The organism is Pseudomonas sp. LBUM1643, assembly GCF_059716215.1.
This window is the reverse complement of sequence record NZ_CP166813.1, coordinates 1,405,663-1,419,092: the sequence shown is the minus strand read 5'-3', so window position 1 is coordinate 1,419,092 and position 13,430 is coordinate 1,405,663. Positions and strand designations below refer to the sequence as shown.

General features: G+C 59.5%; 13 protein-coding genes. 2 read left to right on the top strand and 11 right to left on the bottom strand.

Annotation, left to right across the window (positions count from 1 at the left end; translation table 11 throughout):
- Positions 1-6 precede the first annotated feature (6 nt).
- The 10 genes from pcaD to pcaR form a co-directional block, all read right to left on the bottom strand.
- The gene (pcaD, locus tag ACA063_RS06305; protein WP_497665175.1) at positions 7-798 is read right to left on the bottom strand and encodes a 3-oxoadipate enol-lactonase; all 792 of its coding nucleotides are present in this window, start codon (positions 796-798) and stop codon (positions 7-9) included.
- A gap of 11 nt (positions 799-809) precedes the next feature.
- A complete protein-coding gene (locus tag ACA063_RS06300; RefSeq protein WP_497665174.1) occupies positions 810-2,174 on the bottom strand; it encodes a 3-carboxy-cis,cis-muconate cycloisomerase in 1,365 nt (454 codons plus the stop codon).
- A 45-nt stretch (positions 2,175-2,219) separates the two neighbouring features.
- Positions 2,220-3,524: an MFS family transporter gene (locus tag ACA063_RS06295; protein WP_497665173.1), complete on the bottom strand. Its 1,305-nt coding sequence runs from the start codon at positions 3,522-3,524 to the stop codon at positions 2,220-2,222.
- Positions 3,525-3,681: 157 nt separating this feature from the next.
- Positions 3,682-4,248, bottom strand: coding sequence for a protocatechuate 3,4-dioxygenase subunit alpha (pcaG, locus tag ACA063_RS06290; protein ID WP_497665172.1), 567 nt, complete (start codon positions 4,246-4,248; stop codon positions 3,682-3,684).
- 1 nt (position 4,249) lies between these two features.
- On the bottom strand, positions 4,250-4,954 hold the full coding sequence (pcaH, locus tag ACA063_RS06285) for a protocatechuate 3,4-dioxygenase subunit beta (RefSeq protein WP_497665171.1): 705 nt from the start codon (positions 4,952-4,954) through the stop codon (positions 4,250-4,252).
- Positions 4,955-4,991: 37 nt separating this feature from the next.
- Entirely contained in the window at positions 4,992-6,197 is a 1,206-nt protein-coding gene (gene pcaF / locus ACA063_RS06280; RefSeq protein WP_497666479.1) for a 3-oxoadipyl-CoA thiolase, read from the bottom strand.
- Entirely contained in the window at positions 6,194-6,973 is a 780-nt protein-coding gene (locus ACA063_RS06275; RefSeq protein ID WP_497665170.1) for a CoA-transferase subunit beta, read from the bottom strand. The genes pcaF and ACA063_RS06275 overlap by 4 nt, the downstream gene beginning before the upstream one ends.
- Positions 6,973-7,830 carry a CoA transferase subunit A gene (locus tag ACA063_RS06270; protein WP_074874180.1) on the bottom strand — a complete coding sequence of 286 codons (858 nt, stop codon included), beginning with the start codon at positions 7,828-7,830 and terminating at the stop codon, positions 6,973-6,975. Before ACA063_RS06270 ends, ACA063_RS06275 begins: the two co-directional genes overlap by 1 nt.
- A gap of 271 nt (positions 7,831-8,101) precedes the next feature.
- Entirely contained in the window at positions 8,102-9,448 is a 1,347-nt protein-coding gene (gene pcaK, locus ACA063_RS06265; protein ID WP_497665169.1) for a 4-hydroxybenzoate transporter PcaK, read from the bottom strand.
- A 136-nt stretch (positions 9,449-9,584) separates the two neighbouring features.
- Positions 9,585-10,427 (bottom strand): pca regulon transcriptional regulator PcaR, encoded by an 843-nt coding sequence (pcaR, locus tag ACA063_RS06260; RefSeq protein WP_497665168.1) that lies wholly within the window; start codon positions 10,425-10,427, stop codon positions 9,585-9,587.
- Positions 10,428-11,088: 661 nt separating this feature from the next.
- Between pcaR and ACA063_RS06255 the strand changes: the two genes are divergently transcribed.
- Together ACA063_RS06255 and ACA063_RS06250 are read left to right on the top strand one after the other, a co-directional pair.
- Positions 11,089-11,289, top strand: coding sequence for a hypothetical protein (locus tag ACA063_RS06255; RefSeq protein ID WP_007935837.1), 201 nt, complete (start codon positions 11,089-11,091; stop codon positions 11,287-11,289).
- Between the two features lie 376 nt (positions 11,290-11,665).
- Positions 11,666-13,141, top strand: a complete 1,476-nt coding sequence (locus ACA063_RS06250; RefSeq protein WP_497665167.1) for an inorganic phosphate transporter — start codon at positions 11,666-11,668, stop codon at positions 13,139-13,141.
- A gap of 157 nt (positions 13,142-13,298) precedes the next feature.
- Here the strand turns inward: ACA063_RS06250 and ccoM are convergent, their stop codons facing one another.
- Complete coding sequence (ccoM, locus tag ACA063_RS06245; protein WP_281508184.1) at positions 13,299-13,415, bottom strand: cytochrome c oxidase subunit CcoM; 117 nt, start codon at positions 13,413-13,415, stop codon at positions 13,299-13,301.
- Between the last annotated feature and the right edge of the window lie 15 nt (positions 13,416-13,430).

Here is a 13,430-nt window from a genome sequence, read left to right as displayed (position 1 = left end):
ATCCCCTTAATCTGCTGACAAAAACGCCACGACCTGCCCGCTGAACGCAGCGCCGGCCTGAACGTTGGACAGGTGCGCCGCGTAGAACTGCGCATACTCGGCGCCGAGCACATGCTGTTGAATGAAGTGCCCACCGGCCGGTGGCGTGACCGCGTCTTCAGTGCCGGCAATCACCAGCAGCGGGACCTTGATCGACGACAACTGCTCACGGAAATCGGCATCGCGTACAGCCGCGCAATTGGCCGCGTAACCTTCAGGTGACGTGGCCGCCAGCATGTCGGTGATTCTGCTGGCCACCGCCGGATTGGCCTCGGCAAAGTCCGGCGTGAACCAGCGCGCAATCGATGCATCGCGCAGCGCGACCATGGCCGCCTTGCCATCACGCAACACCATTTCGATGCGCGGATTCCAGATCGACGGATCGCCAATTTTCGCCGCGGTATTGCACACCACCAGCTTGAGCAGACGATGACCGGCGTTGATCCCCAGCCACTGGCCAATCAACCCGCCCATGGACAAACCACAGAAATGCGCACGCTCGATGTGCAACGCATCCAGCAGTGCCAGCACGTCGTGACCCAGTTGTTCGATGGTGTAAGGCCCTGGGGTCACCAGTGACTGGCCGTGACCACGGGTATCGAAACGCAGCACACGGAAATGCTCGGTGAACGCCGGAATTTGTGCATCCCACATGTGCAGGTCAGTGCCCAGCGAGTTGGACAGCACCAGCACCGGCGCATCGACCGGTCCATCGAGTTGGTAATGCAGTTCGCCATCGGCGAGTTGTACGAAAGCCACAGCAATCTCCTTCAGGCAGAAAACGCAACATGTTCAGCCACCGCTCGTTCGACCCAGGTATGGGCCTGACCGAGGTAATGGGCCGGGTTCAGCAGATGATCGAGTTCAGTTGCAGAAAGCTCGGCGGTCACTTGCGGCTCATCGCCCAGGACCGCGCGCAAATGACGCTGCTCGGCGACGGCACGCTTGCAGCACTGCTCGAGCAAGTGATGCGCAGTGTCGCGGCCGACCCGTTGGGCGAGGACGATGCTGACCGCTTCGGCGAGTACCAGCCCCTGGGTCAGATTGAGGTTACGGGCCATGCGGTCGGCATCGACTTCCAGCCCGTCCGCCACCAGCACCGCCTGCTTGAGACTGCCCGACACCAGGCAGCAAATCTCCGGCAACGTTTCCCACTCGGCATGCCACAGGCCCAGGCTGCGCTCGTGCTCCTGGGGCATGGCGCTGAACAGGGTCGAGAGCAAACCGGGAACCCGGGTTGCTGCACCAATCAGCACCGCCGCGCCGACCGGGTTGCGCTTATGCGGCATGGTCGACGAACCACCCTTGCCCGGCGCAGAAGGCTCGAACACTTCGCCGGCCTCGGTTTGCATCAACAGGCTGATGTCGCGCCCCAGCTTGCCGAGACTGCCTGCGATCAATCCCAGCACCGAACCAAATTCCACGAGACGATCACGCTGGGTGTGCCAGGGCTGTTCGGGCAACGTCAGATGCAGTTCATCGGCCAGTGCCTGGGCAATCGGCATCGCCTGTTCGCCGAGGGCGGCAAGGGTTCCGGATGCGCCACCAAATTGCAGCACCAGCAACCGCGGTTTGAGTTCTTGCAGGCGCTGACGGCTACGGGTTACCGCGCCCAGCCAACCGGCGATTTTCATGCCCAGGGTGACCGGTGTCGCGTGTTGCAGCCAGGTGCGACCGGCCAGTGGCGTGGCGACATACCGCTGGGCTTGGGTTGCCAGCGTTTGCGCCAGTTGCGCCAGATCATGTTCGATCAATTCCAGCGCACGACGAAGCTGCAGCACCAGGCCGGTGTCCATCACGTCCTGACTCGTCGCGCCCAGATGCACATAACGCTCGGCTTCGGCATCCTGTGCCGCAACCTGTTTGCCCAGCACTTTCACCAAAGGAATCGCTGAATTGCCCGCCGTGGCGATCGCCTCGCCGAGCACCGTAAAATCGTAAAGACCTGCCAGGCACGCCGCTTCAATCGGGGCAACCGCTGACTGCGGGATTAACCCGACACGAGCTTCAGCCCGGGCCAGCGCCGATTCGAAATCAAGCATGGCCTGAACCCGGCCCTGATCGCAGAACACCTCACGCATATCGCGGGCAGTGAAATAGGCATCGAACAATTGATTGCCCGGTCGCTCGTTCATAAACAGTTCCTGAGGGCGTGGGCCGACGTGGCCCACGCGTAAAAATCAGAGGTCGTGGTGCAGGTATTTCGCCTGTTTCGGCAGGCGCAAGCTGAACAGGAACGCCACCGCCATCATCACCGTCACGTACCAGTAGAACGAGTTTTCCATGCCCACGGCTTTAAGGCTCAGGGCGACGTACTCTGCCGACCCGCCGAAGATCGCATTCGCCACCGCATACGCCAGGCCGACGCCCAGGGCACGCACTTCAGGCGGAAACATTTCGGCTTTCACCAGCCCGCTGATGGAGGTGTAAAAACTGACGATCGCCAAGGCCACGGTAATCAGGACAAAGGCCAGGAACGGACTGCTGACACTTTTCAGGCTCAGGAGGATAGGCACGGTGAACAGGGTCCCCAGGGCACCGAACCAGAGCATCGAACTACGTCGGCCAATCTTGTCCGCGAGCATGCCGAACAGCGGTTGCATGCACATATAGAGGAACAGCGCGCCGGTCATGATGTAGCTGGCGGTCTTGGCGTGCATTCCGGCCGTGTTCACCAGGTACTTCTGCATGTACGTCGTGAAGGTGTAGAAAATCAACGAACCACCGGCGGTGTAACCCAGCACGGTGATGAACGCGGCTTTGTGATCACGAAACAATGCGCGGATGCTGCCGGCGTCTTTGTTTTCGCGCATTTCCTTGCTTGAGGTTTCCTTGAGCGAACGACGCAGGAACAGCGAGATCAACGCGGCCACGGCGCCGACCACGAACGGGATCCGCCAGCCGTAGGCACGCAGGTCATCTTCGGTGAGAAACTGTTGCAGGACCACCACCAGCGACACCGCCAGCAACTGCCCGCCAATCAGCGTCACGTACTGGAACGAGGCGAAGAAACCACGCTGGCCCTTGAGCGCGACTTCGCTCATGTAGGTCGCGGTGGTGCCGTACTCCCCGCCCACGGACAAGCCCTGGAGCAAACGCGCGAACAACAACATGATCGGTGCCCAAACGCCGATGTCCTTATAGGTCGGCAGGCACGCGATCAGCAACGAGCCAAAGCACATCATCAGAATCGAAATCAGCATCGAATTCTTGCGCCCGTGCTTATCTGCAACACGACCGAAAATCCAGCCGCCAATCGGCCTCATCAGGAACCCGGCCGCGAACACGCCAGCGGTGTTTACCAACTGCACGGTCGGGTTATCGGACGGGAAAAAGGCCGGGGCGAAATAGATCGCGCAAAAGGCGTAGACGTAGAAGTCGAACCATTCGACGAGGTTGCCGGACGAGGCGCCAACGATCGCAAAGATCCTTTTGCTGCGCTCTTCACCGGTGTAGTGCGCTGGAGTAGCGGTGGGGGTTGTCATTGTTTTTCACTCTTTGGGGACAGTGACAGTCTAGACACACTTCGCAACAGTCCCGTTCCACGGCACCAAAACATCAAAAGATCGCAGCCTGCGGCAGCTCCTACAGAAAGCACGCCGTACCAGTGTAGGAGCTGCCGCAGGCTGCGATCTTTTGATCTCAATAATCGAAAAACACCGTCTCCGCGTCGGTGCCCTGCAAAATCACATTCCACTGATAAACACCTGAAGCATCCTGCTTGGCCATCAATGTCTGGCGGCGATCCGCAGGAACGCATTCCAGTAACGGATCTTCGACATTGGCCGGCTCGCCATCAAAGTAAATCCGTGTCAGCAAGTGCTTCACCAGCCCTCGAGCAAACACCAGCACCACCAAATGCGGCGCCTGGGTCGTGCCTTTCAAGCCTTCCACCGCGCCGGGCTTGATGGTGGTGAAACGGAAGCGCCCTTCTGCATCCACCGGCACACGGCCAAAGCCTTCGAAGTTCGGGTCCAGCGGTTTCTCTTGATCGTCTTCAGGGTGGGCATATTTGCCGGCCGCATTGGCCTGCCACACTTCCAGCATGGCGTCGTTAACGACATCGCCATTGCCGTCCACCACTTGCCCGGTGATCGCCACGCGCTCGCCAAGGGTTTGCTCGACGGTCAGGTCTTCGCGGTTCAGCCAGGTCAGGCCGATGTGGTAGTACGGTCCGACGGTGTGGGACGTGGTCGCGTTCAGCGTCATCTTATTTCTCCATCGGCGTGGCTTCGCGGCCGCGCAAGACGATGTCCCAGCGATAACCGAGGGCGTAGGAAGGAATGGTTTTTTCCAGGTCGAAACTGGCGATCAGGCGCTCTTTGGCACTCGTGTCCGGTACGCAGTTGTAGATCGGGTCATAGGCCAGCAGCGGGTCGCCGGGAAAATACATCTGGGTGACCAGGCGCGTCAGGATGCTGGGCCCGAACAGCGAAAAGTGGATATGCGCCGGGCGCCACGCGTTGTGGTGGTTGCCCCATGGGTAGGCGCCAGGCTTGATGGTCTGGAACTGATACCAGCCATCAGCGTCGGTCACGGTGCGTCCGGTACCTGTGAAGTTCGGGTCCAGCGGTGCGTCGTGCACGTCGCGAGCATGGTTGTAGCGCCCTGCGGCGTTGGCCTGCCAGATCTCCACCAGAATTCCGGGCACCGGCAATCCGTTTTCGTCCAGCACACGGCCATGAATGATGATGCGTTCGCCCTGCGGCTCACCTGAATGCTGTGCGGTCAGGTCATTGTCCTGCTCTTTGATACGCTCGGCACCGATGGTCGGGCCGGTGATTTCCGACAGCGAATGCGGCAAAAACACCAACGGCTTGGATGGCGAGCGACGGTTGGTGGATTGATAGGCCGGGTGCAGGTAGTCCGGCTGAGTGCCCTCTTGTGGGCGGCGGTAACCAGGCTTGTCAGACATTACGCTTTCCTCTGTTCTTGTTAGTCACGGCTGCACGTCAGACGCGTTCGATTGCCAAGGCCAGACCCTGGCCCACACCGACACACATGGTTGCCAGTGCTTTCTTGCCACCGGTTTTCTCCAACTGGTGCAACGCCGTCAATACCAGTCGCGCGCCGCTCATGCCCAGGGGATGGCCCAAGGCAATCGCGCCACCGTTCGGGTTGACCTGAGCGGCGTCGTCCGCCAAACCCAGTTCACGCAACACCGCCAAGCCCTGGCTGGCGAACGCTTCGTTGAGTTCGATGACGTCGAAATCGCTGACGGCCAGGCCGAGGCGCTCGGTCAATTTGCGCACCGCCGGTACAGGGCCGATGCCCATGACCCTAGGCGCGACACCGGCGCTGGACATGCCCAGCACCTTGGCTCGAGCGGTCAGCCCGTGCTTCTTCACGGCTTCGGCAGACGCCAGAATCAGCGCCGCCGCACCGTCGTTGACCCCGGACGCATTGCCGGCGGTCACGGTTTTGTCCGGACCATTGACCGGTTTGAGTTTCGCCAGGGTTTCCAGGGTGGTGTCGGCGCGTGGATGCTCATCCTGGCTGACAACGGTTTCACCCTTCTTGTGGGCGATGCGCACTTCGACGATTTCCTCAGCGAAAAAGCCTGCAGCTTGCGCGGCGGCTGTCCGCTGCTGACTGCGCAGTGCGAAAGCGTCCTGATCTTCGCGGGACACTTCGTAGTCGTCAGCCACGTTGTCAGCGGTCTGCGGCATCGCATCGACACCGTATTGCGCTTTCATCAACGGATTGATGAAGCGCCAGCCAATGGTGGTGTCTTCCAGCTTCATGTTGCGCGAGAACGCGGCGTCAGCCTTGCCCATCACGAACGGCGCGCGGGACATCGATTCGACGCCGCCGGCAATCGCCAGCTCCATCTCGCCGCTGGCAATGGCGCGAAAGGCAGTGCCGATGGCGTCCATGCCGGAGGCGCAGAGACGATTGAGGGTCACACCCGGAATGCTCTCCGGAAGACCTGCCAGCAGTAGCGCCATGCGCGCGACGTTGCGATTGTCTTCGCCGGCCTGGTTGGCACAGCCGAGGAACACCTCGTCCACCGCGCTCCAGTCCACCGATGGATTGCGCGCCATCAGTGCCTTGATCGGCACGGCGGCCAGGTCGTCGGCACGGACCGAGGACAGACCACCGCCGAACCGGCCGATGGGGGTGCGAATCGCGTCGCAGATATAAACGTCACGCATCAGGCTTCTCCGGGTGCTTGGCCGTGGGCGGCGGCGGTGCGGGCTTCCAGATCCCTGAGTGCTTTGAGTTCAACCTCGGTCGGCTCAGCCGTGCTTTCTACCGTATCGGCGAAGCGAATCGCCCAACCGGTGGCCGCGACGACTTGCTCACGTGTCACGCCGGGGTGCAGCGCGGTGACCACAAATTCATGGGTATCCGCTTCCGGCTCCATGATGCACAGGTCAGTGATGATGCCGACAGGGCCGGCGCCCGGCAGGCCCAGACGCTTGCGCGAATCGCCACCCTCGCCATGGCCGACGGAGGTAATGAAGTCGAGTTTGTCGACGAAAGAGCGTGCCGATTGCTTGAGAATGATCAACACGCTTTTGGCGGAACCAGCGATTTCTGGAGCACCGCCGGCACCCGGCAGGCGGACTTTCGGCGCGTGGTAATCGCCAACGACCGTGGTGTTGATGTTGCCAAAGCGATCGACTTGCGCAGCGCCGAGGAAGCCGACGTCAATACGACCACCCTGCAGCCAGTAGCGAAAAATCTCACCGGTCGGGACGACGGTGTCGGCCGTTTCCGCCAGTTCGCCATCACCAATCGACAGCGGCAATACGCTCGGCTTGGCGCCAATCGGACCCGACTCATAGATAAGGACGACGTCAGGCGAAGACGTCAGGCGTGCCAGGTTGGCCGCTTTCGATGGCAGGCCGATGCCGACGAAGCACACCGAACCGTTTTTCAGGCGGCGAGCGGCGGCGACGGTCATCATTTCATTGGTGGTGTAAGTCATTACTTCGCCTCCGAAGCAGCGGCCAGCTTGGCCTGGAACTCGCTGAAGTCAGCGCAGCCATGGATGTACTCGTTAATCCACGCAGTGAAGGTTTCACGGTCGCGGGCAATCGGGTCCCACGCCTGATAGAAACGATTGTCACGCTCGTTGTAGCCGTGGGCGTAGGACGGGTGCGCCCCGCCAGGTACATGGCAGACCGCGCTCAACGCCCAGGTCGGCAACACACAGGCGTTCATCGGCGCATTAAGGTCATCGACGATTTCTTCGACGGTGACGATGCAACGCTTGGCGGCCAACGCGGCTTCTTTCTGCACGCCGAGAATGCCCCAGAGCAACACGTTGCCCTTGCGGTCGGCTTTCTGCGCATGAATCACGGTGATGTCAGGGCGTACCGAAGGCACCGCGGCCAGCACTTCACCGGTGAAGGGGCAAGTGACGGTTTTGATCAGCGGGTTGACCTTCGGCAGGTCGGAGCCGGCATACGCGCGAAGCACTGCGAAAGGCAGGCCCGAAGCGCCGGCGACGTAGGCATTGGCCAGATCGGCGTGGCTGTGTTCTTCAATCTCCAGTGCGTGAGGCCATTGCTTCTCGACCGCATCGCGCAGCCGGTGCAACGAACCGACACCCGGATTGCCGCCCCAGGAGAAAATCAACTTGCGCGCACACCCGGCACCGATCAACTGGTCATAGATCAAGTCAGGCGTCATTCGCACCAGCGTCAGATCTTTCTTGCCCTGGCGAATGATCTCGTGACCCGCCGCCGTAGGAATCAGATGAGTGAAGCCTTCGAGCGCGACGGTATCGCCGTCATTTACGAATTGCTTCACCGCGTCGTGCAGCGAAAGGATTTCAGCCATGGGGCAAGCTCCCGTTTTATTATCAACCGACAGTGGAAGAAAAAGGCGCGATGCGCAGCGCCGGAATGACTGAAGAGTAAGCCTCTGAAAAACGTCAAACAATCCGATAATCGACTGAGTGTTCGTTTATCGAACACTTTGATGTTTGGCTATCGATTGCTGAAAGCATCGCGGGCAAGCCACGCTTCCACAGGGGATCGCGTTTTCATGTGGGAGCGTGGCTTGCCCGCGAAGAGGCCATTGAACTCACCAGAAAATCTGGATCAAGGCTTCAAGTCGCATCCGCGTGACTGACCACGCCCTTGATCACCACCGCAACCGTTGCCACCGCCGCCGGAATCACCAGCGCCGTCAACACCTGCTCGAAATTCCAGCCCAGGCCCAGCAGCGTCGCGCCCATCCAGGCGCCGAGAATCGCGCCGAATCGGCCGATACCGAGCATCCACGACACACCGGTCGCCCGCCCTTGAGTCGGGTAAAACCGCGCGGCCAGGGATGGCATCGCCGATTGCGCACCGTTGACGCACATGCCGGCAATCAGCACCAGCGTGGCCAGGATCGTAATGTTGCCCAGGCTCTGCCCCACGGCGTAGGCAAACACCCCGGCCAACAGGTAGAAAGTGCCAATGACTTTGTGCGGATTGAACCGATCCATGGCCCACCCCACGCCCACCGCACTCAACACACCGCCAAACTGAAACAGCGCACCAATGAATGCCGCCTGTTCCATGCTCGCGCCACTGTCACGCATCAGTGTCGGCAACCAGCTGGTCAGCAGGTAAACGATCACCAGGCCCATGAAGTAGGTCAGCCATAACAACAACGTGCCGGCGCTGTAGGTGCCGGAGAAGATCACCGCGAACACATTGCGTGCTTTCACGGTTTTTTGCTCCGGCACACTGAAGCTGGACGCCAGGGCCACAACGGCAGGATCAATGGGCGACAGGGTTTTGCGTACTTTGTCCGTACCGCGATTGCGCACGACGAGGTAGCGCGCCGACTCCGGCAGCCAGAACAACAGCACCACGGCAAGGATCAGCGGCAGAATCCCGCCTATCAACAGCAAGCTGTGCCAGCCAAACATCGGAATCAGTTTGGCCGAGATAAACCCGCCGCCGGCCATACCGAGGTTGAAGCCGCAGAACATGCTGGTCACCAGCAATGATTTCTTGCGCTCCGGGGTGTATTCGGAAAGCAGCGTGGTGGCGTTCGGCATCCCGGCGCCCAGTCCCAACCCGGTCAGGAAACGCAACACCAGCAGTTGATCGACGTTGGTGCTGTAAGCCGACGCCAGGCTGAAGGCGCCAAACAACAGCACCGCGCCCACCAGTACGACTTTTCGCCCGAAGCGGTCAGCCAAAGGGCCGGAACCCAGTGCGCCAAACACCATGCCGATCAACGCGGCACTCATTACCGGGCCGAGGCTGGCGCGGTCGATCCCCCAATCCTGCGACAGGGCTGGAGCGATAAATCCCATGGCCGCGGTATCGAGGCCATCGAGGAAGACAATCAGAAAACAGAGGATCACCACTCGCCACTGGTAGCGCGAAATGGGTTGAGCATTGATGAAGGACTGCACGTCGAGGCAGTTTCCTACAGCAGACTGAGGCTGGTTCATTATTTTTATCCACGCAAGAACGCAGTCGAACAGGTGCCAGCTGAGGCTGGCGCTGCCGCGACATTAATGATCCCGGGGAAAGAGCGTCAATTCGATAAACGCGAGTCTGTGCGTTTATCGAACATCTTAGGCGGGTCTATGCGAAAAGTTGTGCGCTGAGGTCACGGCTGGCGCTGAGGAGGCCTGGCAGGAACCGTTGCTCCAGCTCGTTACGACTCACCCGGCCGGCGTGGGTGCTGACGTTCAAGGCCGCGACGACTTGCCCGGAGGCGTCGTACACCGGCACGGCGATCGAGCGCAGACCCTGCTCCAGCTCCTGATCGACGATGCACCAACCTTGTCGTCGTACTTCCTGCAGGCATTCGAGTAACGCCTCCGGTGTGTGCAAGGTGCGGCTGGTCTTGGCCTGCAGTTCAGCGTGATCGAGGTTCTCGCGCAGCGAAGTGTCGTCCAGCGCGGCGAGAAGAATCCTGCCCATGGAAGTGCAATACGCCGGTAGACGCCCGCCCACCGACAGGTCCACGGAAATCAACCGTTGGGTCGTCGCCGAACGGGCGATGTACAGGATGTCGTTGCCCTCCAGTGTCGCCATGTTGCAGGCCTCGTGAAGTTGCTCGCTCATGCGATCCAGATACGGCTGGGCCGAGACTGCCAGCGGCGTCGAGGACAAGTAGGCATGACCGAGGGTCAATACTTTCGGAAGCAACGAATAGGTGCGACCGTCAGTGGTGGCGTAGCCGAGTTTGATCAGCGTGTGCAGGCAACGTCGCACAGCGGCGCGGGGGATTTCCGTGCGGTGGCTGATTTGGGCGATGGTCAGGTGGCGTTTGCGTTCCTGGAACGCCTGCACCACGGCCAGACCGCGGGCCAGGGACGTCATGAAGTCCGGATCGCCGGTCAGGGCCTGTATTCGCTTCGCGGGGGAGGCAACAATGGGCGGCGCCACCGAGGCGAAGGAATTGCGCATTTGATCGTTCATATCAGGTCCTTTCCACACGAATCAACAGGCATTACAAGCGGCTGCGGGTCGACGCACAAGCCTGGCGCAGCGAGATTGGGCGATTATCGAACCATCAACCGATAATCGCAATTGCTTTACCCTGGGCAACACGCCGCCATGTGGAACGATGCCCGCTGGATTTACGGACCGTGTGGGAGTAAAACTTAATGACCGATGCGGGTGCGAACTTGCCCGACTTAATGGCGTCAGAAAGTCAGCGCAACAAAGTGACATACCCAGACACATTAGTTGCCCAAAACTTGCCCGTCACAAAACAATCACACCGGAAAATCTACATTTAACTCGTTGGCGATAGTGTTCTTCGAATCGACCGCTATAATACAATTCACTGGCGAATGGCTTTTCACCTGCCGATTCCGCCACCCGGTGGTGCGATGTTCCATCGCCGCTGCCAGCAGCAAGCGCCTGACGCTCATTTCATATGCTTCGCCAACGCGCTCGCTGAAACAGGAGACTGATGCTACGTCAGATGTGTATCTCTGGTGCCGTGGCCGCCTGCAAAATGGAAGTCTTGATCGCGACGTAAACAAAGCCTTGGCAGGCTTGTGTTGAAGACGTGGCCACTGTACTTGCGCAGTGCGTTTCACCAGAATTTATCTCAACTCAAACAGGTAGCACTGTGACGAAAGACGAACTGCGCGCGGAACTTGAGCGCCAGGAACAACGCTACAAGGAAGTTTACGGCGGGGAAGTTACCACCTACGCCGCCCAGCCCGAACCAGAACGCAAGCCTTGGCGTAAACGCGCCACCGTTCAGGATCAGGCATTTACCCAGGAACTGCAGAAGATGGAAAAGGAACTCAAAGCCGAAGAGCCGTGACTTCAAGGTTTTGATCCTTTCAAGGGTCTGCAGTTACACCCGTTAAAAGCGGGCTGTATCGATGATGCCTTTCGCGCCCGTTACAAGCGGGCAGCGGCAACCTCACCGATCGGATGAGGCAGCGGGCTCATTTCTGACCCTCTTCTCAGATATTTCATACACGCATTCGAGCCTCTCGCGTTCTTGAGCGAAACCCCTGTGCCTGCGGTCTTTCCCAGTCAATTCAATGGCTTGAAAAATCCGGCAAACGTTTCGAGTGTGGGCTATCGTCACAAACTAATTCGTTGAAGAATGTTACCGATGAGCAGCTAGTGCATCGATTAGCAGTCTTTTCTGGCATAATCGCGCCCCCTTATGACCGGGTCAGAAAACCTTCATGATCGATTTATTCAGCGGACTAGATGCTTGGGTGCTTGTGAGCCTCTTGCTCGCCCTGGCCTTTGTCCTCGCCTTCGAGTTCATCAACGGCTTTCATGACACCGCTAACGCGGTGGCCACCGTTATCTACACCAAAGCCATGCCGCCTCATCTGGCGGTGTTCTTTTCCGGTGTGTTCAACTTTCTCGGCGTGTTGCTGGGCGGTGTTGGCGTGGCGTATGCCATCGTCCACCTGTTGCCGGTAGAACTGCTGATCAATGTGAACACCGGTCACGGACTCGCCATGGTGTTCTCGCTGCTCGCCGCCGCCATCACGTGGAACCTGGGCACCTGGTACTTCGGTATTCCGGCCTCCAGCTCCCATACGCTGATCGGTTCGATCCTCGGTGTCGGCCTCGCCAACGCCCTGATCAACGATATCCCGCTGGCTGACGGTGTGAACTGGCAGAAAGCGATCGATATCGGCGCCTCCCTGGTGTTCTCGCCGATGGCGGGTTTCCTGGTCGCGGCCTTGATTCTGATCGGCCTTAAATGGTGGCGTCCGCTGTCGAAGATGCACAAGACGCCGGAACAGCGCCGCAAGATCGACGACAAGAAGCACCCACCGTTCTGGAACCGCCTGGTATTGGTGATTTCAGCCATGGCCGTGAGCTTCGTGCACGGTTCCAACGATGGCCAGAAAGGTATCGGCCTGATCATGTTGGTGTTGATCGGTATCGTGCCGGCGCAGTTCGTACTCGACCTGGGCAGCACTACCTACCAGATCGAGCGCACCCGCGACGCGACGTTGCACTTGAGCCAGTTCTACAAGCGCAATGCCGATACGCTGGGCGAGTACCTGGCCCTGGGCAAAAGCGTGGATGGCGATCTTCCGGAGAAATTCCGTTGCAACCCGCAACAGACCGAACCGACCATCACCGCCCTGCTCGGCACCCTCAAAGGCGTCTCGGACTACCATTCGCTGACGTCGGACAGCCGCATTGAAGTGCGTCGCTACTTGCTCTGCCTGGACGACACGGCGAAGAAAGTCGGCAAGCTGCCAGGCCTGGATGCCCGTGAAAAGGCTGACCTGGACAAATTGCGCAAAGACCTGACAACCACCACTGAATACGCCCCTTTCTGGGTGATTCTGGCGGTAGCCCTGGCCCTGGGCCTGGGCACCATGGTTGGCTGGAAACGTGTGGTACTGACCATCGGCGAGAAAATCGGCAAGCAAGGCATGACCTACTCTCAAGGCATGTCTGCGCAAATCACCACCGCAAGCCTGATCGGCATGGCCAACATCTTCAGCCTGCCGGTGTCCACCACCCACGTCCTGTCTTCGGGCGTAGCGGGCACCATGGTCGCCAACAAAAGCGGCCTGCAAGGCGGAACGGTTAAAACCATCCTGCTGGCCTGGGTACTGACCCTGCCCGCCACGGTGGCCCTGTCGGCTGGCCTGTTCTGGCTGGCGTCGAAGGCACTGGGTAGCTGATAAAAGCTACACAAATAGAAAGGCGCGTTCCGTGAGGTTCGCGCCTTTTTTTATGTCTGCACTATTACAAACACCACAGATCCTGAATTTCAGGCGAAAAAAAAGGGCAACCGAAGTTGCCCAAAATGCCTTGCGTGCTCATTGCTTCCAGAAAGACCTACGGTTTTTTCCGTTTCTGTGAATCCTTCCAGATAAAAAATCCAAACCCTGCAAAAAACAGAACCATGAGGCCGACTGTCAGCACTCCGGCGATCACCACGTTGTCGAAAAACATGACTGGCCTCCTGCA